Genomic DNA, 21,514 nt, shown 5'->3' with positions numbered 1-21,514 from the left:
GGCGAGCGGTGCCGTAGCCAAGGCGAACGACGTGCTGCGCCGTGTTCCAGGTGCCGTATGCGAAGCCGAGGACGCGGTCCGACAGGGTTCTTTGATCTCCCCCTCCCATGATCTTGCGTCGCATGGCGTTGATGAGTGTAACCGGTCTGTGTGACATCCGGCGAGCCATTCATTTGAGATGAACCATCTTCTTGTCCAGGAGCGTCATGCGATATGAAAGGCGGCTAAACCAAGGATCGTGAATCTCGTCCGGCCTCAGGCTGAACGCCTGAGGTCGGCGCGGCGCAAGGATGGACTGGCGGAACGCTGGGCTGAGCGAGCGGCGAGGTAGGCATGCACCCGAGCCATGAGCCGGTCCATGGTTCGGCAGCGATGATTGCGGGTGACGTTGGCGTGCAGGTCGAGCCACACCCGCTCGATGCGATTGCCCTGAGGGCAGTACGGCGGCAGGAAGTGCAGGACGAATCGCCTGCCGAGCTGCGCGAGCACCTTGCGCGTCTTCCTGCTGGAGTGGACGGCGGCGTTGTCGAGGACGAGGTGGATGCGGCGAGCGCGTGGATAGGCACTCGCCAGGCGCCAGAGAAGTTGAATGAAGAGGGCACTGGCTTTGCTCCTCCCCTCCACCCACGTCAGTCTTCCCGTGCGGACATTGAGAGCTCCAGCCAGGTAGCGCTTCTGGTTGTTGCCGGGTGTCACCACCACTCGCCTGTACCCAGGCAGGCACCAGTCACGTCCCACCTTGGGATTGAGGTGGATGTCGACTTTGTCCACGTGGAGAACAGGCTCCCTGGATGGGCCGTACACGGTGACGGACCACCTGGGGGTTCCGCGGGAGCTCGTCACCGAAGAGGGCAGGGGCGGCTGGGCCAGCAAGCTGGGCCCCTTTGGCACCCCGCGCAACGAGGACGCGCCGCTCGCTGAATGTCCGCTCCGCTATCCGGGGCAGTGGGCGGATGAGGGGAGCGGCCTCTCGTACAACCGCCATCGGTACTACGTGCCGTGGGCGGCACAGTACCTCTCCCCGGATCCGCTCCAGCTCTTCGATGACCCCAACGGGGCCTACGGATACTCCACCAATCCGCTCCAATGGACGGATCCGCTGGGCCTCATCAACGTCACGTATGACGCCTACGACACGGTGCGGGATCGGCCCGGCGGTGTCTACGCGGAGATCTCTCCCTCGGACATCGGCACGGGGTCGCATGCGACGTACACGCCGACGGGCTTCAACAACTCGCACCCGGATCACCACGAGCGTGGCCACCTGATTGGCCGTCAGCTCGGCGGCGACGGCACAGACTGCCGCAACATCGCCATCCTCACATGAGTGGATGCGCACCGTGTTGTCATAGCCCCACGTCACGAGCCGATTCCCATCTGGGGAGATGGCGACGCAGGTGACGGGTGCCTCGTGGCTCCGGAGCATCCGCGGGGAGTCGCCGGTGTCGAGCGTGCTCAGCTCCACGCGCTCGTCATATCCCCAGTTGACGAGCCGCTGGCCGTCGGGTGCAGTCGCACGCCGCGCAGCGCGGGCCAGGGTGAGCGGCGCTCCAGGATGCACGCCCCCGTCTTCGTGCTCCACAGCCGGAGCATTCCGTCTCGCCCGGCCGAGACCATGTGCTCCCCGTCCTTGTGCAGCGCGACGTCTTGCACGCCTCCCGTGTGTCCGGTGAACACGCGCACACAGCGCCCGGTCTAGAGCTCCCACAGCCGGAGCGTTCCATCCAGGCTCGCGGAGACGGCATCTCGACCGTCACGCACCACGGCCACGGCCTCCACGCGGTCGGTATGACCCGTCAGGGCTCTCACCAGAGAACTTCCGGAGTGTCTCGACGAATCCTGGAACAGACGGATGGGCTGCGAGGAGGGCGAGGACATGGTGCGTGCAGCTATATCGCACCGCTCCGGGCAAGGGACCTGCCTGGCGCTGAGCGCGTCTGGGCCGCGACAGGCGGCCAATGTCTTCTGCCTTTCCAATACTGGCGCTGGCCTTCGTGGGAGGGAGTCTCCCGCTATTGGCCATGGCTGCGCCCGCGGCTGCACTTGCTGCGACAGGGAGGGCCCGGATGTCCAGGTGAAGCGCGTCGACGCTCTCAAGAGAGGGGCACCAGCGATGCGGGCCCGTCAGGAGTGCGGCGTCGATGCGCCTCAAGAAGACACCCTCGGCGTAGACACACTCCGCATGAGGGCTACGCCGCTGGCTCCTTGAAGTCATCGGACCGCAGCCCGAAGCGCTTGAGCAGTCGGTGGAGACTCTCCCGCTCCATCCCCGCCCGTTCCGCCGCCCGAGTCACATTGCCCCCGAACTCACGCAGCAGCGCGATGAGGTAGTCACGAGACGCGCGGTCCCTCACGAGGTCCACGGCCTCCCGGAAGGGCAGCTTCACCAACGGGTCGTTCGCCACCGCTCCCTGTGATTCTCCCAGCACCTCCGGCGGAAGCGCGCTCGTTCCCACGCGAGTGCCCGAGGTGATGGCCACCGCGCGCTCAATGGCATTCTCCAACTGGCGCACATTCCCTGGCCACGCGTAGCCCGTCAGGACCCGTAGTGCCTCCGGCTCCAGCCCATCCACGGGCAACCGGTAGGTCTTCGCTGCCTTCTGTACGAAGTGCATCGCCAGCAACGGGATGTCCTCGCGTCGCTCTCGCAGCGGCGGCAGCTGCACCGGGAAGACATTCAGCCGGTAGTAGAGGTCTTCGCGGAAGCGGCCCGCGGCCACCTCGGCCTTGAGGTCGCGGTGCGTGGCGGTAATGACTCTCACGTCGATGCGACGAGCCGTTGCCTCGCCCACCCGGCGCACCTCCTTGTCCTGGAGCATGCGGTTGAGCTTCACCTGGACAGCCAGGGGCAGTTCCCCAATCTCGTCCAGGAAGAGCGTCCCACCAGAGGCAGCCTCGACGAGGCCCATCTTGGTCTCCCCCGCGCCCGTGAATGCACCCCGGACGTGGCCGAACAGCTCACTCTCGATGAGCTCGGATGGGAGCGCGCCACAATTGACCGCGATGAACGGCTTGTTCTTCCTCGGCCCATGGTGATGGATGGCCCGCGCCACCAGCTCCTTGCCCGTTCCCGTCTCCCCCGTGATGAGCACGGTGATGGCCAGTCCCGCCGCCCGCTCCAGCAAGCCATACAGCGCCCGCATGGGCGCGCTCTTCCCGATGAGGTTCTGGAAGCCGTAGACACCATTCAGCTCCCGGCGCAGCGAGGCCGCCTGGGCCTTGAGCTGCTTGCGCTCCAGCGCCCGTGCCACGACGAGCGAGACCTCATCCGGGTCGAACGGCTTCGACAGGTAGTCATAGGCCCCTTCCTTGATGGCCTCCACCGCTCGGGGAACGGTGGCGTAGGCGGTCATCAGGATGACCTCCGTGTCCGGGGCGTGCTGCTTGATGGCGCGGAGCACCTCGAAGCCATCCGCGCCGGGCATGCGGATGTCCGTCACCACCACGTCGAACTCACGCGTCCGGATGAGCGCCAGCGCACGGGCCCCGTCCTCGACGGTCTTCACCTGATAGGCGTCACCCAGGATGCGAGCGACGAGGTGGCACATGTTCTCCTTGTCATCGACGACGAGAACACTCGGTCTGTCGGTCACGGCGTACTCCCGGGGATGCAGGGGCCTGGCTCTCGGTCAGGCGGCGAGCGGGGTGGCCTCGGGCTCTTGCGCGGGCTCGGGGGTAGCGGGGCCCGGTATCACCTCACGGCGCTTCCACAGGAAGTAGACCGCTGGATACACGAGCAGCTCCAAGAGGAAGCTTGTCGCCAGTCCGCCGACCATCGGCGCCGCGATGCGCTTCATCACATCCGCGCCCGTGCCGGTGGACCACATGATGGGGAGCAACCCCAGCATCGCCGCGAGCACTGTCATCGCCTTGGGCCGCACGCGCTTCACCGCGCCGTGGATGATGGCCTCCACCAGGTCGCCCTCGGTGCGCAGCATTCCCTTCTTCTTGGCCTCATCATGAGAGAGGTCGAGGAAGAGCAACATGAAGGCGCCGGTCTCCGCGTCCAACCCCATGAGCGCGATCATCCCCACCCACACCGCGATGGAGATGTTGTAGTCGAGCGCCCACAAGAGCCACACCGCGCCGATGGCGGAGAAGGGCACCGCGAGCATCACCAGGCCCGCTTTGAACGCCGACTTCGTGTTCATGTACAGCAGCCCGAAGATGAGCACGAGCGTCAGTGGAATCACCAACTGCAGCCGCTCGCGAACCCGCAGCATGTTCTCGTACTGCCCGCTCCACGTCATCGAATAGCCCGTGGGCACCTTCACGCCCGCGGCCACGGCCTCCTTGGCTCGGTCCACGAAGCTGCCCACGTCGTACTTGGACGTGTCGAAGTCCACGTACACGTAGCCCGTGAGCATGCCGTTCTCGTTGCGAATCATGGACGGACCGTGGGCGAGCACCACGTCGGCGATGGCCTCCATGGGCACCTGCCCGCCACCCGGAAGCGGGAGCAGCACGCGCTTGAGGGCCTGGAGGTCCTCGCGGTAGTCGCGGGCGTAGCGCACGTTGATGCCGTAGCGCTCGCGGCCTTCCACGGTGGTGGACTGGTTGTCGCCGCCCACCGCGGTCATCACCATCATGTTCGCGTCGTCCACGCTCAAGCCGTGGCGAGCCAGCTCGTCGCGCTTGAGGACGAAGTCCAGGAAGTAGCCACCGGCGACACGCTCGGCGAACGCGCTGCGGGTTCCTTCCACCTTCGCCACCGCCGCCTCCGTCTCACGCGCGATGCGCTCCACCGTGGCCAGGTCCGCGCCCATGATCTTGATGCCCACGGGCGTCCGGATGCCCGTGGAGAGCATGTCCAGGCGTCCCTTGATGGGCATCGTCCATGCGTTGGAGATGCCGGGGAGCTGGAGCGCGGCGTTCATCTCGGACTCGAGCTCGGCCTGGGTGATGCGGTCGCGCCAGAACGGGCGCAGCAGGCCCTTCATCCAGTCGGGGGCCCAGGGGCTGTACCAGCGAGGCACCTCGCGCCACTCGGCCTCCGGGCGCAGGAGCACCGTGGTCTCCATCATGGTGAAGGGCGCGGGGTCGGTAGACGTGTTCGCGCGGCCCGCCTTGCCGAAGACGCGCTCCACCTCGGGGAAGCGCATGAGAATCTTGTCCTGCACCTGGAGCACGCGCTGCGCCTCGGTGACGGACATGCCCGGCTCCACCGCCGAGGGCATGTAGAGGATGGTGCCCTCGTTGAGCGGAGGCATGAACTCGCTGCCCAGCTTCAGGTACGCGGGGATGGTGGTGGCCACCAGCAGCACGCTCACCACGAGCGTGGCCTTCGCGTGGCGCACGACGAAGCGGCAGGGGCGCTCGTAGAGCCGGTGCATGAGCCGGCTGATGGGGTGACGCTCCTCGGAGTAGTACTTGCCCACGAGCGCCTGGGTGGCGGCCCACGCGAGGAACCGGGGGCGGAAGTGGAAGGGCTCCACGCGGGCGAAGAGCATCCGCATGGCGGGGTCCAGGGTGATGGCCAGCAGCGCGGCGATGGCCATGGCCAGGTTCTTCGAGTACGCGAGCGGGCGGAAGAGCCGGCCCTCCTGGTCCACCAGCGTGAAGATGGGCATGAAGGCCACGGCGATGACCAGCAGGCTGAAGAAGACGCCCGGGCCCACCTCCATCAGCGCCTCCAGCCGTACCTGGTGGAAGTCGCCCTTCTTGCCGTCCTTCATCCAGTGGTGGATTTTGTTGTACGCGTTCTCCACCTCGACGATGGCGCCGTCCACCAGCACTCCGATGGAGATGGCGATGCCCGCCAGGGACATGAGGTTGGCGTTCTGTCCCATGAAATACAGGGGGACGAAGGCCAGGGCCACCGACACGGGGATGGTGACGATGGGCACGACGGCCGAGGGCACGTGCCACAGGAAGATGAGGATGATGAGGGAGACGATGAGGATCTCCTCCACCAGCTTGTGTGACACCGTCTCGATGGCTTGCTCGATGAGCGTCGACCGGTCGTAGGTGGTGATGACCTCCACGCCTTCGGGCAGCGACGGCTTGAGCTCCTCCAGCTTCGCCTTGACGCGCTCGATGACGTTGAGGGCGTTCTCTCCCTGGCGCATCACCACGATGCCGCCCACCGCGTCGCCTTGGCCGTCGAGGTCGGCGACGCCTCGGCGCAGCTCGGGACCCAGCGTCACCGTGGCCACGTCCTTGATGGTGACGGTGGTGCCGCCCTGCGTGCGGAGGATGAGCTTCTCGATGTCCTCCACGCTCTTCACGTAGCCGCGCCCTCGGACCATGTACTCGCGTCCGGCGACCTCCACGAGCCTTCCGCCCACGTCGTTGTTGCCCTGGCGTACCGCGCGCACCACCGCGTCCAGCGACAGCCCATAGCCCGCGAGGGTGTTGGGGTTGACCGTCACTTGGTACTGGCGCACCTGGCCGCCCACGGTGGCGACCTCGGAGACGCCGGGCACACTCTGGATGGCGTAGCGCAGGAACCAGTCTTGATAGGAGCGCAGCTCGTCCAGCCGGTGCTTGCCGCTCTTGTCCACCAGCGCGTACTGGAAGACCCAGCCCACGCTGGAGGCGTCGGGACCCAGCTCCACCTTCACGTCCTGCGGAAGCTGGGGCGTGATCTTGGACAGGTACTCGAGCACGCGGGTGCGGGCCCAGTACATGTCCGTGCCGTCCTCGAAGATGACGTAGACGTAGCTGAAGCCGAAGTCGCTGAAGCCGCGCACCGCCTTGACCTTGGGGGCGCCGAGCAGCGCGGTGGTGATGGGGTAGGTGACCTGGTCCTCGATGATGTCGGGGCTGCGGTCCCACCGTCCGTAGACGATGACCTGGGTGTCGGACAGGTCGGGCAGCGCGTCCAACGGGATGTTGCGCATGGTCCACCACGCGCCGATGAGCGCCACCACGGTGGCCGCGATGACCAGGTACTTGTTCTCCGCGGAGAAGCGGATGATGGCTCGAATCATGGGCTCAGTGGCCTCCGTGGTGGCCGGAGGACGCTGGAGTCGCGGCCGGGGCGGGCGCCGCCTTGGCTCCGCCCGACGACGAGGAGGTGAGCGCCGAGAGTGATGCGCGCAGGCGGGATTCGGAGTCGACGAGGAAGTTGGCGCCCGTGACGACCTGGTCTCCCGACTTCAGTCCCGAGGTCACCTCCACGCTCTTGCCATCGGACTCCCCGAGGCGGACCTCGCGAGGCGCGAAGTGTCCATCGCCCAGGGACACGAAGACGACGTGGGTGGTGCCCGTGGGGACCACCGCGTCGGCGGGAATCTTCAGTGCGTCGCGGGAGGCTCCGCGCAGCACCACCTCGCCGAACATCTCCGGGCGCAGGTCCCCGTCGGGGTTGGGGAACTCCAGTCGCACCTTGACCGTGCGCGTGGCCGAGTCGAGCACCGGGTCGAGGAAGGACACCTTCCCCGCGAACACCCGATGGGGGAAGGCCTTGAGCTGGAGCGTGGCGGGCATGCCCACCTTCACGTGACGCAGCTCGCTCTCGTACACGTCGGCCAGGACCCAGACGCGCGACATGTCGACGATTTCGTACGGGGTGGCGCCGAGCTCCAGTCGCGCGCCCTCCACGACGTCCTTCTTGGTGATGACGCCGGAGATGGGGGAGACGAGGGTGAGCGTGCGAGTGGATTCCCCCGTGCGCGTGAGTCGCTCCAGCGTCGCCTGGGGCACGTCCCACAGCTCCAGCTTGCGGCGCGCGGCGGCCACCAGCGCGTCACCGTCCGTCGTCATGCCTCCCGCCTGGCTCAGCGCCTCGCGAGTGCGCAGGGCCAGCAGGTATTCCTCCTGCGCCGCGAGCAGCTCCGGGCTGTAGACGGCGAAGAGGGGCTCGCCCTGGCGCACGGGCTTGCCCGTGAAGTCCGCGTACACGCGCTCGACGAACGCGGGCACCTTCATGTGGACGCGGCGGATGCGTGTCTCGTCCTGTGCGATGCGGCCGTTGGTGCGCCAGGTCCCGCCGACCTTGCCCTCCATCACAGGTGCCGTGCGCAGGCCGATGAGCTGCTGACGGGACGGGTCGATGGCCACGGTGGCGAGGCCCTCCACGGTGGAGCCTCCTGGCGTGGCGGGTGAAGAGGTCATCGACACCAGGTCCATGCCGCAGATGGGGCACTTGCCCGGTGCGTCCTGCACGATGGCCGGGTGCATCGGGCACTGGAAGCGCGGGGTCGCCTTCTCCGCGGTCTCTGGAGCGGGCGAAGGCGTCGCGTGCGCGTGCGGGGCTGCCTCTCGATGCGACGACAGCAGGTGTACGGTGCCGCCGCCGAGCAGCGCGCTGACCAGCGCGGTCGACGCGAGCGCGGTGGCTCCGAAGCGGCGACCCGAGGGGGCCTGAGGGGAAGGAGGCGGAGGGACGGAGGACATTCGGACCTCGGAACTACATTCCGGACATGGAGGAGGATGCGGAGGAGGGCGCCGCGCCCGCCGCGCCACCTGACAGGGCTGCGCCGCGCGCGGGAGCGGAGGGGGCACTGCCAGCGCCGGGCATTCCGCCCGCGCCCGCGCTGCCACCGCCGAGGGCCGCGACGGGCTCCAGGCTCACTTCCGCCTGGGCGATGGCGAGCCGCTGCGCTTCGACGAGCGTCGAGAGGAAGTCTTCTTCATCGCGGACGATGCCCGAGTTGGCTTCCAGCACCGAAGCGAACGAGGCGCGTCCGACGCGGTACTGCGTCAGCGTGCTCTCGGCCGTGGCCGCTGACTGCATCAACAAGCCGCTGCGGTAGAGCGTCGCGGTCTCGCGCAGCGCGGACAGGGCGGTGAGGCGCTCGCGGACGCGCAGCCGCAACACCTGCTCCACGGTCTCCGTCGCGCGTGTCGCGGCATCGGCCATGGCGACGCTCTCCGCCACCGCGCGGTTCTGCTTGCTGCCGGAGAAGATGGGCAGGTTGACGCCCACGTTGGCCTGCCACATGGTCGGAAAGTCGCCACCTCGAGGCATCACTCCGGCGCTCACTGTGAAGTCGGGCCAGCGCTCGCGCCGAGCCAGCGCCATCTGCTGCTGGGACTGGGCGATGTTGGCGCGGCCCTCGGCCAGCTCGGGGCTGCGTTCCATCGCGTCCTTCTCCGCGGCCTCTCCTTCTCCGAGCTCCGGAATGCCCAGGTCACGCACGCGCGTGGTGGTGGGCAGGGGCTCATCGAGGGGCCTCCCGCTCAGTCGGTTCAGCGTCTGGACGCGCGTGCGCTCCTCGGCGTTGAGCGCCACGCGCCGCTGGCGGATTCGATTGAGCTCGAGCTGCGCGCGCAGCAGGTCGGACTGCGCACCGTCGCCAGTCTCGTAGCGGATGCGTGCCAGGTCGGCGGACTGCTTCCAGATGGCCTCGAGCCGGTCGAGCAACCCGCGCCGCTCTCGTGTCATCAACAGGTCGAGGTAGGCCCGGCGCAGCTCGGCTTCGATGGTCAGCCGGGCTCGAAGGACTTGTGCCGACACGGCCTTGGCGCCGAGGCGTGCGACCTGGGTGCGCAAGTCCCTCTTGCCCGGGAAGGGCAGGGCCTGTGACGCCATGATGCTGAAGTAGCTGCCCTCCATCTCACCGATCATCAGCTCGCCGAAGCCGTCGTTCTGGATGCCGACTTGGAGGACCGGGTCTGGCAGGGCGCCTGCTTGAGGGACTCGCTCCTGGGCGGCCTTCTCCTGCGCCTCGACCTGACGCAGCTCCGGGCGCGCCTCCAGCGCTTCCGTGAGGAGCTTCGAGAGCGTCTCGTCCGTCGCGAGTGAAGACACCGGGGTGGCCTGGGCCTCCGGAGCGGACAGCGGGGCTTGCGCCAGCGCCGCCATGGGGGCGAGCAGCGCCAGGACGACGACAAGGGACCTGGGCGCGTCGAGTCGGGAGGCTGGCGGGGACATGTCGAGAGGTGGGCGCACGACAGGAGAGGGGAGCTGGGCCTGGACCGTGGGGCAAGCGGGGAGGGCCGCACGGCGGTGTCGACGGGGGCGCCAGGGTGTAACCGTGAACATCACACCCGAGCGGGCGTGCCAGGCCTGCTCGAGGACGCAGGCCGGGGAGCTGTGCGCGGCGCATCAACGCGGCGCGGCCGCGAGGGCTACTGGATGGTGACCTGCCCGCTGATGTGGTCCATCGCGCAGGAGTAGCGCAGCGTGCCCGACTCGCTCGGGGTGAACTCGACGGTCACCGGCGTGTCCAGGGGCAGCGGCTGGTTGATGCCTAGCTCCGTCATGACGAGCTCGGTCGCGCAGGTCTTCTCCGTCTTGCGAGTGATCAGCAGACGGACAGGCTTGCCTGCCTTGACCTTGACGTTCGCGGGCTCGAAGCCCTTGGCGGTCACGGTGAGGTCCACGAGCTGCACGCCGTTCTTGGTGACAGGGGCGGAGGCGGGCTTCTGCTCGGAGGCCGCGCTCTTTCCCGAGCTCGCGAGGGCCGGGGCAGCGGCAATCAAGGGGAGGGCGACGAGGGCTCCCATCAGGCGCGTCATCATCGGTCGGCGGCTCCAGGCGAGAGGATGCCTTGGAGACGTCCGGCATCCAGTGAGTGCGCCTCGCTAGAGCACAACGTGTGCCGACCCCTGGAGGGCCTGTTCACGCGGGTTTGTCACGATGGGGCCCGACTTCGGCGTACCCGAGCGGGTTTCCCTGTAACTGTCACAGTTACAGGGGGGCGGCCGCGCCTAGTCCCAGACGATGAGCCACTTCACGGCCTTGCCCAGGCCATAGAACACCCACCCCACGGGACCGGGCCTCACGGGCCGCCGGAAGTCCAGGTACACGGTGGACACCGCGATGTCCGCCTCCATGCCCTGGAGGCGAGCCTTGAGCGTCTCGTACTCCATGGTGATGCGCTCCAGCTCCTTCTCGACCTTGAGCGTGTCCTCGACGCTGGTGGCCCGCTGGAGCAGCTCCAGGTAGCGCTCGCGGATGCGCGTGACGTTGTCCAGGCGCACCTTCAGGTCCCGGTGCGCTTCCGTCACGTCGTCGGCGGAGATGCTCTTGTTCTCCACCGTGCCCAACGCCGGCACCGCCGCCAGGAAGCTCTCCAGGCGATCAGCGGGGATGCGCACCACCGCCCCCCGGGTCATGACCTGCTGCGCATACCCCCCGTGCGCCTTCGCCAGCGCCACGGCCTGGGCGGGGCCCTGTTCGGGTTCGTCGCGCTCCAGGTTCACCGAGGCGCGATGGATGATGGACCGGTTCTCCGTGAGGGAGCCCGGAGCGCTCTGCATCAACGCATCGCTCGCGCCGAGGGAACGCTCGTGCGCGCGATTCGTGGAGCAGGCAACGAGAGCAACGGCGGAGACAACGAGGAGCAGGCGCGCCACGGAAGTCCTTCGAGAAGAGGTGCCTCTCTGGACACGCCTGCTGGGATTCGCGTTCCCTCGCTCAGGCGCGGGAAGCAGGGGAGGGGAGCGGCTGAGCGCTGTCACCCTCGTAGTAGATGCTCGCGCATCCCTTTTCGTAGACGACGAGCACTCGATCACTCTGCTCCAGCAGGTCGGAGGCTTTCTCCGTGGCCTTGCGGACCAAGGTGTCGAATTTTCCCGAGCTTTGCTTGTTGCTGGCCCGGACTGTCACGACTGGCATGCGGTGTCCCGCTCCTTGTGCCCCACGGCGGGTGGCTCCAGACATGGCCTGGCTCCGTGCCCATCCGCAGGTAACGAACGCGTCATAGCCAACCCAACACTTCGTTGACAAGCGCTCCGCTCCATGACGGGAAGATGACTCTCATGCACCGCAAGCTCCTCGCCCTGTTGACCTTGACCCTGGGTCTTGTTCCCACCGCCCAGGCGCAGACCGACGCCCCTCCGGTCCGCGAGCACCGCTCGCCGACATCTTCCTTGCTGCCTCGGGGTGTGTGGCTGGGTGCGTCGCTTCGGGAGGACCTCATCACCCCCCGCCTGAAGGTGCAGTGGCAGTGGACCTTCTTCCAGGACCGGAAGGACGCCTTCGTCTTCCTGCTCGAGGGCGGACTGGGGTGGGGCCTCGCCATGCCGGACCCCGTGACGGGCAAGCCGGAGACGAAGCTCGGCTCCTACTACGAGCACACCGGGCAGGTGGGCATCGGCTACCGCAACCACCTCCCCAACAGCGTGCACTGGGGCTTCCAGGTCACCGGCGGGCCTGTCTTCTACGGCGCCCACTTCGACGGCTCCCCCGCTGACAAGAACGTGGTCGGCATCGTCGAGGGGCGCATCCAGCTGGGCTACCAGTTCGAGAAGATGGCCGTGGGCCTCTCGGCCGGCTACGGCGAGCCCTTCGGACTCAAGCGGCGCTTCCTGGGCCGGGGCTATGTGGGTGGCCCGTCGCTCGGGTTGTTCGTGGATTGGCGGTGAAGTCGGCGTAGACTGGGCTCGCGGGATTCCCATCTCTCGCGTCCCCCTATGCCCGAGCTCTTGAGCGCCCACGTATCGAGGTACCTGCGCAATCGAGGGGACCTCGAGCGGCGTCTGCCGCCCGCGTTGCTCGTGTTCACCCCGGCCTTGGCGGGGGAGCGGGTGGAGGAGCAGGAGGAGTACCGGCTGAAGACGGTGACGAACGCGGGTCCACCGACGCTGGGGGCCACGGAGCCCGTGGTATTCTCGGTGCTCAAGTCCCAGACGAACGCGTTCGGCCGGGGCGTCACGGTAGGGCGGACGGGCAACAACGACGTGGTGTTGGATGACAGCAGTGTGTCCCGCTTCCACGCCTGGTTGGCCCGGGACGAGTCTCAAGCAAAATTCTTGCTAACAGACGCCGGCTCCAAGAATGGTTCGTGGCTGGGCGGGGTTCGCCTCACCCCCCGCAAGGCCGTGTCCGTGGAGGATGGCGTACGGATGCGGTTCGGTCAGGTGGAGCTCGTGTTCTACACGCCAAGCGGCTTTGTCAGGATGCTGGCCGCGAGGATGGCTCCCTGAGCCTTGCCACGTCTCAAGCGGCCTGCGTAACGTGCGGAGTCGCCTACAGTCACACACGGGAGTGTTCGCGGTGGCCTTGACCACAGAAGCCTTCGGACTGACCGACGTCGGCCGCAAGCGGCAGCACAACGAAGACGCGATGCTGGTGGACGCGCCGCTCGGGCTCTACGTGGTTGCCGATGGGATGGGAGGCCACGCGGCGGGCGAGGTCGCCAGCAACCGGGCGACCGAGGTCGTCAAGCAGCACATCACCTCGAACAAGCACCTGCTGAAGGACCTGGGCAACAACCCCACGGCGGACAGCCGGTCCGCGGCGGCGGCGTTGGTGGAGGTGGCGGTTCAGCGCGCGTGCGCGGACATCTACCGGACCGCCATGACGGACTCCACCAAGCGAGGCATGGGGACGACCTTCGTGTGCCTGGCGGTGGGCGGCAACAAGGGTGTCATCGGCCACGTCGGTGACAGCCGGGTGTACCTGGTGCGCCATGGCCAGTGTCACCGGCTCACGGAGGACCACACGCTGGTGGCCGCGCAGCTCAAGGCGGGCACCATCACGAAGGAGCAGGCGGCGACGTCGCAGTACCGCAACGTGATTACCCGCGCGGTGGGCATCCAGGAGTCTGTCCAGGTGGACACGCTCATCGTGGACCTGATGCCGGGGGACATGTTCGTCCTGTGCTCGGACGGCCTGCATGGCTACGTCGAGGACGAGGAGATGTTGCCCATCGTCTCGGGCATGGCGCCGGCGGACCTGCCCAAGCGGCTCATCGACATCGCCAACGAGCGCGGGGGCAAGGACAACATCACCGCGGTGGTGGTGAAGGTGGCGGGCGACAGCGCCGCCATGGCCAGCGAGGAGACGAGCGAGGCGCAGTCGCGGATGGAGGCGCTGCGCAAGATTCCGCTGTTCCGCCACCTCACGTACAAGGAGCAGACGGCGGTGCTGTCCATCGCCACGACGCGCACCTATCCCGCGGGGCGCGAAATCGTGGTGGAGGGCCAGCCTGGCGAGGAGCTCTTCGTCGTCATCCGAGGGCGGGTGGCCATCGAGAAGAACGGCGTGGAGATCGCCGAGCTGCGCTCGGGCGGGCACTTCGGGGAGATGGGGCTCATCGACAACGCGCCTCGCTCCGCGACGGTTCGCGCGACGGAGCCCACGCGCACCATGGTCATCTCGCGTCCGGACCTGATGGGCCTGATGAAGCGCGAGTCCATCCTCGCGGTGAAGATGCTCTGGAGCTTCGTGCAGGTGCTGAGCGACAGACTGCGTGCGACGAACTCCGAGTTGAGCGAGGCTCGGCAGGAGCTGGCCGTGGCCCAGGCCATCCAGCCGTTCGCCGAGGAGTGACGACACCATGAGCCCGCGCAGCCGCCGTCCATCCGCTTCCGCCGCCGGGACACGTCAGACCCCCCAGGCAAGGTCCCGCCGAAAGCAGGTGGGAGGTCGAATGGCGCGGGCGGCGGGTCGGGATGTGCTGGTGCGGTTGATGGGGGAGGTCGCGGAGCTTCGCGAGGAGATGCAGTCCACGCGGATGCACACGCGTATCCTGGCGTCGGCGATGAGCTCCACGCTGACGAACATGGGCTCGATGCGCGAGAGCATGAACGCCATGCGCGAGAACATGGACGCCATGATGACGACCATGGAGTCGGCCGTGGGCCAGGTCCGGGCGTTGTCGGACGGGCTCCAGCGCATGGAGTCGAACGTGGGGCGCATGGCGCGGCTCTTGGGGTCGGTGGCCGAATCCACCCATGAGCGCCTCGAGAAGGTGGAGAAGCGGCTGGACGCGCTCGAGGACGACTCGAACACGAAGCAGTGATGGGCACCTGACGAAGTCGCCCCGTGGGGACGGGTGGCGGCGAGAGCGTCCGGGAGAGGACTCGCGCGGAATTTCCCGAGGGAATCGTCCGTTGCCGGCCCGGCCGCGGGTTAAGGTCCGCGTGACGAATTCATGCGCAACTGGATTCTCATAGGGGTGTTGTCGGCCCTGGTGGTGGCCGGGGCTGCCTGGCTGTGGTCTCGCTCGGACACCGGGACTCAGGACGCGGTGTCCTCGGGGCCCGTGGCGAAGCCGCTGCCGGAGTTCTCGGCGGTGGACGTGACCTCCGAAGGGCAGGAGGGACTCGCTCTCACCGGTCGCGTGCTCGATGCGTCGGGCAAGCCCGTTGCGGGCGCGGAGGTGTCCCTGTCGTCCAGCGCGGAGCGGACGCTGGTGGATGTCCGCTGCGAGGATTGTGACCAGGCGCTCCTGTCCTGCACGGCGCGCGAGTCCGCGCTCCATACCCTGGCGTTTCTCGAGCAGCAGCGCGGCTTCCTGAGTGCACGCGCCACGGTGATGACCGACGCACAGGGGCGCTTCCGCTTCGAGCACCTGGCGGGCGTGTCGTTCTCCGTCTGGGCCCGTGCTCCTGGGATGGGCGTGGCGCTGAGGGACCGTGCGGCACCCGGAGAGCCGGTGGACCTGTACCTGCCGCCCTTGCGCTCCATCCGAGGGCAGGTGGTGGATGACGCGGGCCGCGCGGTGCCAGGGGCCCGCGTGTATGCCGTCTCTCGCCGGGTGCCGCTGCCGTTCCAGGCGGAGTCCACCGGGAGCGGAGCCTTCGCGCTGGAGGGCCTGGGAGAAGGCCCCTTCTACGTCCTCGCCGCCGCGGAGGGGTACGTGCCCGTCGTGGAGCCCCGCGTGGAGGCAGGGCCACAGCAGGTCCGCTTGCAGCTGACACCCGCGCGCGCCTTGGAGGTTCAGGTCACGCGAAATGGAAAGCCCGCGGCCGCGACGGTGCGCGTGCGTGCGGACCACCTCGCGCGGGAGCTGCGCACCGAGGGCGAGGTCGTGCGCTTCACGGGCCTGTATCCGGATGAGCTGATGGTGACGGCGGAGGCGCCGGGCTTGGGCTCGGTACCGCGCACGTTGACGCTCAGCGAGCGCGTCACGCAGGTGACGCTGGAGCTGGAGGACGCGGGGAAGCTCTTCGTCTCCGTGCTGGATGAGGCGGGGCAGCCCGTGCCCAACCCGGAGGTGACGCTGCTCACGTCGCGCGGTGAGCTGGTCCGCCGCGAGCGAGGGGCGACGGGGGCCTTGGTGGAGCTGGGACCCCTGGCGGTGGGCGACTACCTGGTGGAAGGCAAGGCGGAGGGCTTCCTCGAAGCGCAGGTGCCGGCGCGTGTGGCCAAGGGCGAGACGTCACTCGAGCTGGAGCTCACGCGGGCCACGCTCATCACCGGCCGGGTGATGGACGAGTACGGGCGGCCCGCGCCTCGGGTGTCCGTGCTGGTCCAGCCGACGGGCGACACGGTCCTCGCGGATGGCGATGGGCGCTTCGTGGCGCGTGTCCCCACGCCGGGGTTGTACGAGCTTCACGCGCACCACTCGGAGTGGGGCGGCGGAGAGGTGAAGGTGACCGCGCCCGCGTCCGGTGTGGAGCTGCCCCTGGAGGGGCATGCCGCGGTGGAGGTGACGGTGTCTTCCGAAGGCCGCCGTGTCGAGGGCGCGGACGCGGTGCTCTGGGTGGACCAGGAGGGCATCTTCCGGAGTGACCGCTCCTCGGGCCCCGACGGTGTGGTTCCCATGCGGGGACTGCCCGCGGGGACGTACACGCTGATGGCTTCACATCCGGACTACCTGGCCTCGGACCCGCGCAAGGTGACGGTGGTGGATGGGCAGACGCTCGAGCTGGAGGTGGAGCTGAAGCCAGGGGCTCCGCTCACGGGAGACGTGGTGGACACCCAAGGAACTCCCGTGACGGGGGCCGCGCTGTCGGTGGTGCCTCGCAGCGCGGAGCCTGTCGTGAGCGACGCCCGAGGGCACTTCGAGTTCCGCTCGCTCCGGCCCGACCGGGGCTACCGCTTGGAGGTGCGTCACTCGGGCTATGACCAGGTGGCGCGCGCCGAGGGCAAGGCCGGCGGGCCTCCGGTGAAGGTGGTGCTGAAGAAGCGCGACCTCTTCCGGGGACGCGTGGTGGGGACGGATGGCGCCCCGGTGCGCAACTTCCGGATGGATGAGCACGTGGTGGACAGCCCCGATGGGCGCTTCGAGCTCCCGCTCTCCACCATGGGAGACCGCGTCATCTTCGCGGTGGATGCCTCCGGGTATGAGCCCTTGACGGTGGACCGCCCCGCGTCGCCGGACCTGGGCGACCTGACGCTGGAGCGGCTGCCCACCGTCACCGGGCGGGTGCGGGACATGAATGGCGCGCCCGTGGCGGACGCCGTGGTGTCCTGTGAGATTTGTGATGAGTCCGTGATGTCCGGCCCGGATGGCCGCTTCACGCTGGTGGCTCCGCCCTATGTGGCGGAGTACGCGGTGAGCGCGCGCAAGGGCCGGCTGAGCGCGACGGAGACGCTCACGCGAGGCGCCCAGACATCGGTGGAGCTGACGCTGAAGCAGGCCACTCGGCTGAGCGGCCGTGTGTTCCTCTCGGGAGGTGTGCCCGCCGCGGGCGTCGAGGTCCAGGCGATGAGCGGAGACCGGTCCTCGCCGGTGCACATCGTCACGGGTCCGGACGGGGGCTACTCGGTGGAGGTATCCCCGGGCAACTACCGCTTCTTGTTGAACACGGGGCGCGAGGCCAACGGGGAGCAGGCGTTGATCGCGCAGGTGGAGGGCTCCGAGATGCGCCTCGACCTGGGGCCCGCGCCGGGGACTGCGTCGCTGTCGATTCAGTTGAAGACTCCCGAGCGAGGCAAGGCCCTGTGGCTGGTGGCGGGAGAGGTCGCCGTGGCGGCGAGTGCCTCCGCGCAGGAACTGCTGCGCTCGCGCTGGGCGCAGCTCGTCTACCAGCCGACCTCCGAGCAGGTCGTCGTCACGGGGTTGCGCCCAGGCCGCTACACGCTGGTGTGGGGCGCGTTCCACGTGCAGACACCCGGCGGCCCCGAGGTGCGGGTGGTGGACGTCCCCTCCCGAGGTGACGTGACGCTGGGGCAGTGAGCGTCACCTCGCGGCGCGGGTTGCGAGCCGGAGGGCGTGCGCATTAGGAAGCCGCATGGACGCATCGGCATTGAAGGGCCGTCGCATCGTGGTCGGCGTGGGCGGTGGAATCGCCGCGTACAAGGCCTGTGAGCTCGTCCGCGAGCTGCAGCGCGCGGGAGCCGAGGTGCGCGTGGCCATGACGGAGGGCGCTCGGCAGTTCGTCACGCCGCTCACCTTCCAGGCGCTCAGCGGGCACCCCGTGCTCACCGACTATTTCGACCCCTCGCAAGAGGGGAACTTCGGGCACCTGGACCTGGCGCGCTGGGCGCATGCCTTCGTCATCGCCCCCGCCACGGCGGACCTGCTGGCGCGGCTGCGCGCGGGCATGGCCAATGACGCGGTGACGACCTCGCTCCTCGCCTTCCGAGGGCCCGTGGTCCTGGCCCCGGCGATGAACGTGGCCATGTGGGACAACGCGATGACGCAGGAGAATGTAGCGGCGTTGCTGTCGCACTCGCGTTTCAGCATGGTGGGGCCCGGGGCGGGGCTCCTGGCCTGTGGTGACGTGGGCGAGGGACGCCTGGCGGATGTGCCCGCCATCGCCGCGGCCGTCGCGGCCCGGTTCTCGCCCGGTCCCTTGGCGGGCAAGCGGGTGTTGCTGACGGCGGGGCCCACGCGCGAGTTCCTGGACCCGGTGCGCTTCATCTCCAATCCGTCCACCGGGAAGATGGGAATGGCGCTGGCGCAGGCGGCTCGGGAGCTGGGGGCGTCGGTGACGGTGGTGTTGGGGCCGGTGGGGAGCGTGGACCGCTCGGGCCTGGAGGTGGTGGACGTCGTCACCGCCGAGGAGATGGCGCGCGAGGTGCTGGGGCGCGTGGCGGAGGCCGACGTGTTCATCGCCACCGCCGCGGTGAGCGACTGGCGGCCGGAGCTTCGCGCGGCGCAGAAGGTGAAGAAGGGCAGCGTGGACGGGCCGGAGACCTTGCGCCTGGTGCGCACGCCGGATGTGCTGGCGGAGGCCTCGCGGAAGGTCTCGGGGCAGACTCGTCGTCCGGTGCTGGTGGGCTTCGCCGCCGAGACGGAGCGGGTGCTGGAGCACGCGCGCGAGAAGCTGGAGCGCAAGGGGCTGGACGTGATCGTCGCCAATGACGTGACGGCGCCGGGCGCGGGCTTTGGCACGGATACCAATCGGGTGACGGTGTTGACGCGGACGGGTGCGCCTCGGGAGCTTCAGGGGAGCAAGGACGCCGTGGCTCGGGGCATCCTCGAGCTGCTCCCGGTGGAGCGGCGTCCTTCGGCGGGGTGAGCCTGCTTCCCGGTTCCCGCGAGAGAAGCCGCATCGCGGGGAAGGCCCGGAGGGTAGGAGGGGCGAGCAACAGGTCTGTGACGCGATGTGCGAGCCGAGCCGACCCAGGAGGGGATGGCCGGCTCGCCCTCGCTCCGGGTGGACTTGTGAGATGGGCGTCCGCTTCCTTGCGCCCGGGCGTTCCGTCCGATACCGATCAGTCACCGTGAACGACGACACGCCCGAGGCCTCGCAGGAACTGAGCGCCGTGCTGGAGGATGTCCGCCGCCACCTGCTCTGGCAGGAGGAGGCGGCTGGCCGGGTGCTGCTGATGGACGCCAAGGCCGCGGCCGAGCTGCAGCGTTCCGCGCCGTCACTCCGAGCGCGCCTGGCGCGGGCCACGGGAATGGGAGAGTCCTCGGCGCCCGCGCGGCCTGCCGCTTCCGCCTCAGCCTCGGGAGCGATGCCTGAGCGAGGGCCTGTGTCCCCGCCGGGTCCCGAGCCGAAGGCTCCGCTGCCCCCGCGTCCCGCCATCCCGGCCTCGGCGCCCGCGATGGCCTCGCCGCGTCCTCTCGCCGCGATGGAGACCCCGCGCCAGGGGGCGGCGGCCCCCGTGGCGCATCCCGAGGCCGCAGCGCCTCGCCCGCCGCTTGCTGCGCGCGCACCCGCTGCCCGACCCGTGGGGCCCGCGTCGACGGGGACGCTCCTGGAGGTGCCTCGCGCCTCGCCAGCGGTGGTGGGGGGGGAGCGGCCGACGTTGGACCAGGTCCGCCGCGAGCTGGGCGACTGCCAGCGCTGCAAGCTGTGCTCGGGTCGCAAGAACATCGTGTTCGGGACGGGCAACCCGCGCGCGGAGTTGGTGTTCGTGGGCGAGGGGCCGGGCGAACAAGAGGATTTGCAGGGCGTGCCCTTCGTCGGCGCGGCGGGTGCGCTGCTGACGAAGATGATTGAAGCGATGGGCTTCGGTCGCGACGACGTCTACATCTGCAACGTGGTGAAGTGCAGGCCCCCGGGCAACCGCAACCCGGAGCCGGATGAAATCGCCGCGTGCGAGCCGTTCCTCCGCGCGCAGCTGGCGGCCATCCAGCCTCGTGTCGTCGTGGCGCTGGGCAAGTTCGCGGCGCAGACGCTGCTGCGCGACTCGACGCCCATCACGCGCATGCGAGGCCAGTGGCGCGTCTACGAGGGCATCCAGCTCATGCCTACCTTCCACCCCGCGTACCTGCTCCGCAATCCCGCGGAGAAGCGCAACGCGTGGGCGGACCTGCAAGCGGTGATGAAGGTTTTCGGAAAGAACCCGGGCTCGCGTACCTAGCGGGGGCGTCGGGGGGGAGATTCGGATGAAGGGATTGCTGGAGACGCGCGAGGTGCATTCCCCCTCGCTGGAGTCCAATCCGCTGGGCGACCCGGCGCGGCGCCGTCTCACCGTGTACCTGCCGCCGGGCCATGGCGAGGGAGACCGGCGCTATCCGGCCGTGTACTTCCTGCATGCGTTCGGCAGCAGCGGGGGCTCGTGGACGAACGCGTCGGGCTTCGCGCCCACGGTGCCGGAACGGCTGGACGCGCTCATCGAGTCCGGCGCGGTGCCCCCGGTGGTGGGGGTGTTCCCCGACGGGTGGACGTCGCTGGGCGGCAGCCAGTGGATCAACAGCGACGCCATCGGCCGCTACCGGGACTACCTGGCCAAGGACGTGGTGGGCTTCGTGGACCGCCACTTCCGCACGCTGCCCAAGGCGGCGTCGCGGGCCGTGCTGGGACACAGCTCGGGCGGGTACGGCGCGCTGGTGATGGGGCGCTACCACCCGGAGATCTTCTCTCACCTGGGCGCGCACTCGGCGGACGCGTATTTCGAGTACTGCTACCTGCCGGACCTGCCGAAGGCGGCGGGCTCGCTGCTGAAGTCCGGTGGCATCGAGACCTGGCAGTCCGAGTTCCGTCAGCGCGTGCGCGAGACGAAGATGCGCGGCGACGACTTTCCGGTGGTGAACACGCTGGCGATGGCGGCGGCGTACTCACCCAAGAAGGGTGAGCCGCTGAACCTGGAGCTGCCCTTCGACGCGCAGACGGGGCGGCTGAAGGTGGACGTGTGGAACCGCTGGCTGGTCCACGACCCGGTGCGCTTCGTCCCGAAGTTCCTGGACGCCTACCGGAAGCTCAAGACCCTCTTCATCGACTGTGGCACGCGCGACGAGTTCAACATCCGCTGGGGCACCCGCATGCTGGCGGAGGACCTGAAGAGCTCGGGCGTGGAGCTGGTGCACGAGGAGTTCGAGGACGGCCACTCGGGCGTGTCCTATCGCTTCGCCCGCTCGCTGTCGGTGCTCCTGCCGAGGCTCTCGCTGGAGTAGCGGGCGAGGGGAGGCCGGGTGGGGTGGACCCCGGCCTCCGGTGACGCCAGCCGACGGAAGCGTGACGTGGTGCTGGCCATCCCCCCTCGGGAGCGGATAGAGGCATGGCACCCGCGCGCCACGGCATCCCGGTGGAGGGCGCGGAGGACCTTCAG

At 68.8% G+C, this 21,514-nt stretch carries 19 protein-coding genes and 1 pseudogene; 9 read left to right on the top strand and 11 right to left on the bottom strand.

Annotation, left to right across the window (positions count from 1 at the left end; translation table 11 throughout):
* Positions 1-255: 255 nt before the first annotated feature.
* Positions 256-771: an IS630 family transposase gene (locus MYSTI_RS24285; RefSeq protein ID WP_015350444.1), complete on the bottom strand. Its 516-nt coding sequence runs from the start codon at positions 769-771 to the stop codon at positions 256-258.
* Between MYSTI_RS24285 and MYSTI_RS40950 the strand changes: the two genes are divergently transcribed.
* Positions 755-1,327, top strand: coding sequence for an RHS repeat-associated core domain-containing protein (locus MYSTI_RS40950; protein WP_015350443.1), 573 nt, complete (start codon positions 755-757; stop codon positions 1,325-1,327). The genes MYSTI_RS24285 and MYSTI_RS40950 overlap by 17 nt on opposite strands.
* Positions 1,328-1,339: 12 nt before the next feature.
* Here the strand turns inward: MYSTI_RS40950 and MYSTI_RS45740 are convergent.
* The 10 genes and pseudogenes from MYSTI_RS45740 to MYSTI_RS24240 form a co-directional block, all read right to left on the bottom strand.
* A pseudogene (locus tag MYSTI_RS45740) lies at positions 1,340-1,426 on the bottom strand (hypothetical protein); the annotation flags it as partial.
* Positions 1,427-1,455: 29 nt separating this feature from the next.
* Entirely contained in the window at positions 1,456-1,683 is a 228-nt protein-coding gene (locus MYSTI_RS24275; RefSeq protein ID WP_015350442.1) for a WD40 repeat domain-containing protein, read from the bottom strand.
* 12 nt (positions 1,684-1,695) lie between these two features.
* Complete coding sequence (locus MYSTI_RS45565; RefSeq protein WP_338042070.1) at positions 1,696-1,809, bottom strand: hypothetical protein; 114 nt, start codon at positions 1,807-1,809, stop codon at positions 1,696-1,698.
* A gap of 380 nt (positions 1,810-2,189) precedes the next feature.
* Entirely contained in the window at positions 2,190-3,593 is a 1,404-nt protein-coding gene (locus MYSTI_RS24270) for a sigma-54-dependent transcriptional regulator (RefSeq protein ID WP_015350440.1), read from the bottom strand.
* 36 nt (positions 3,594-3,629) lie between these two features.
* Entirely contained in the window at positions 3,630-6,932 is a 3,303-nt protein-coding gene (locus MYSTI_RS24265; RefSeq protein ID WP_015350439.1) for an efflux RND transporter permease subunit, read from the bottom strand.
* Between the two features lie 4 nt (positions 6,933-6,936).
* Positions 6,937-8,340 carry an efflux RND transporter periplasmic adaptor subunit gene (locus MYSTI_RS24260; RefSeq protein ID WP_015350438.1) on the bottom strand — a complete coding sequence of 468 codons (1,404 nt, stop codon included), beginning with the start codon at positions 8,338-8,340 and terminating at the stop codon, positions 6,937-6,939.
* Positions 8,341-8,353: 13 nt separating this feature from the next.
* Positions 8,354-9,820 (bottom strand): TolC family protein, encoded by a 1,467-nt coding sequence (locus tag MYSTI_RS24255; protein ID WP_015350437.1) that lies wholly within the window; start codon positions 9,818-9,820, stop codon positions 8,354-8,356.
* A 197-nt stretch (positions 9,821-10,017) separates the two neighbouring features.
* Positions 10,018-10,410 (bottom strand): cupredoxin domain-containing protein, encoded by a 393-nt coding sequence (locus MYSTI_RS24250; protein ID WP_015350436.1) that lies wholly within the window; start codon positions 10,408-10,410, stop codon positions 10,018-10,020.
* 189 nt (positions 10,411-10,599) lie between these two features.
* On the bottom strand, positions 10,600-11,247 hold the full coding sequence (locus tag MYSTI_RS24245; RefSeq protein WP_144370137.1) for a DUF4349 domain-containing protein: 648 nt from the start codon (positions 11,245-11,247) through the stop codon (positions 10,600-10,602).
* Between the two features lie 61 nt (positions 11,248-11,308).
* The gene (locus MYSTI_RS24240) at positions 11,309-11,509 is read right to left on the bottom strand and encodes a hypothetical protein (protein ID WP_015350434.1); all 201 of its coding nucleotides are present in this window, start codon (positions 11,507-11,509) and stop codon (positions 11,309-11,311) included.
* Positions 11,510-11,652: 143 nt separating this feature from the next.
* Here MYSTI_RS24240 and MYSTI_RS24235 point away from each other — a divergent pair, with 143 nt between their 5' ends.
* From MYSTI_RS24235 to MYSTI_RS24200, 8 genes are all read left to right on the top strand, one after another.
* Entirely contained in the window at positions 11,653-12,258 is a 606-nt protein-coding gene (locus MYSTI_RS24235) for a hypothetical protein (RefSeq protein ID WP_015350433.1), read from the top strand.
* A gap of 48 nt (positions 12,259-12,306) precedes the next feature.
* Positions 12,307-12,819, top strand: a complete 513-nt coding sequence (locus MYSTI_RS24230) for an FHA domain-containing protein (protein WP_015350432.1) — start codon at positions 12,307-12,309, stop codon at positions 12,817-12,819.
* Positions 12,820-12,880: 61 nt separating this feature from the next.
* Complete coding sequence (locus MYSTI_RS24225; RefSeq protein ID WP_044281303.1) at positions 12,881-14,167, top strand: Stp1/IreP family PP2C-type Ser/Thr phosphatase; 1,287 nt, start codon at positions 12,881-12,883, stop codon at positions 14,165-14,167.
* Between the two features lie 100 nt (positions 14,168-14,267).
* Positions 14,268-14,639, top strand: coding sequence for a hypothetical protein (locus MYSTI_RS24220; RefSeq protein ID WP_015350430.1), 372 nt, complete (start codon positions 14,268-14,270; stop codon positions 14,637-14,639).
* A 132-nt stretch (positions 14,640-14,771) separates the two neighbouring features.
* Positions 14,772-17,744: a carboxypeptidase-like regulatory domain-containing protein gene (locus tag MYSTI_RS24215; RefSeq protein ID WP_015350429.1), complete on the top strand. Its 2,973-nt coding sequence runs from the start codon at positions 14,772-14,774 to the stop codon at positions 17,742-17,744.
* Between the two features lie 55 nt (positions 17,745-17,799).
* The gene (coaBC, locus tag MYSTI_RS24210; protein WP_015350428.1) at positions 17,800-19,032 is read left to right on the top strand and encodes a bifunctional phosphopantothenoylcysteine decarboxylase/phosphopantothenate--cysteine ligase CoaBC; all 1,233 of its coding nucleotides are present in this window, start codon (positions 17,800-17,802) and stop codon (positions 19,030-19,032) included.
* 205 nt (positions 19,033-19,237) lie between these two features.
* Positions 19,238-20,326 carry a uracil-DNA glycosylase gene (locus MYSTI_RS44210; protein WP_233277943.1) on the top strand — a complete coding sequence of 363 codons (1,089 nt, stop codon included), beginning with the start codon at positions 19,238-19,240 and terminating at the stop codon, positions 20,324-20,326.
* 25 nt (positions 20,327-20,351) lie between these two features.
* A complete protein-coding gene (locus MYSTI_RS24200) occupies positions 20,352-21,359 on the top strand; it encodes an alpha/beta hydrolase (RefSeq protein ID WP_015350426.1) in 1,008 nt (335 codons plus the stop codon).
* The last annotated feature ends 155 nt before the right edge of the window (positions 21,360-21,514 follow it).

The organism is Myxococcus stipitatus DSM 14675 (assembly GCF_000331735.1).
Taxonomy (GTDB): Bacteria; Myxococcota; Myxococcia; order Myxococcales; family Myxococcaceae; genus Myxococcus; species Myxococcus stipitatus.
Note: the sequence above shows the minus strand (reverse complement) of the source record. Positions and strands in the feature narration are given on the sequence as shown.

Bases quoted from the DNA above. Each gene is read 5' to 3' on its own strand.
- MYSTI_RS40950 (WP_015350443.1), top strand. From the start codon at position 755: ATGTCGACTTTGTCCACGTGGAGAACAGGCTCCCTGGATGGGCCGTAC.
- MYSTI_RS24265 (WP_015350439.1), bottom strand. From the start codon at position 6,932: ATGATTCGAGCCATCATCCGCTTCTCCGCGGAGAACAAGTACCTGGTC.
- MYSTI_RS24260 (WP_015350438.1), bottom strand. From the start codon at position 8,340: ATGTCCTCCGTCCCTCCGCCTCCTTCCCCTCAGGCCCCCTCGGGTCGC.
- MYSTI_RS24255 (WP_015350437.1), bottom strand. From the start codon at position 9,820: ATGTCCCCGCCAGCCTCCCGACTCGACGCGCCCAGGTCCCTTGTCGTC.
- MYSTI_RS24250 (WP_015350436.1), bottom strand. From the start codon at position 10,410: ATGATGACGCGCCTGATGGGAGCCCTCGTCGCCCTCCCCTTGATTGCC.
- MYSTI_RS24240 (WP_015350434.1), bottom strand. From the start codon at position 11,509: ATGCCAGTCGTGACAGTCCGGGCCAGCAACAAGCAAAGCTCGGGAAAA.
- MYSTI_RS24235 (WP_015350433.1), top strand. From the start codon at position 11,653: ATGCACCGCAAGCTCCTCGCCCTGTTGACCTTGACCCTGGGTCTTGTT.
- MYSTI_RS24230 (WP_015350432.1), top strand. From the start codon at position 12,307: ATGCCCGAGCTCTTGAGCGCCCACGTATCGAGGTACCTGCGCAATCGA.
- MYSTI_RS24220 (WP_015350430.1), top strand. From the start codon at position 14,268: ATGGCGCGGGCGGCGGGTCGGGATGTGCTGGTGCGGTTGATGGGGGAG.
- MYSTI_RS24215 (WP_015350429.1), top strand. From the start codon at position 14,772: ATGCGCAACTGGATTCTCATAGGGGTGTTGTCGGCCCTGGTGGTGGCC.
- coaBC (WP_015350428.1), top strand. From the start codon at position 17,800: ATGGACGCATCGGCATTGAAGGGCCGTCGCATCGTGGTCGGCGTGGGC.
- MYSTI_RS24200 (WP_015350426.1), top strand. From the start codon at position 20,352: ATGAAGGGATTGCTGGAGACGCGCGAGGTGCATTCCCCCTCGCTGGAG.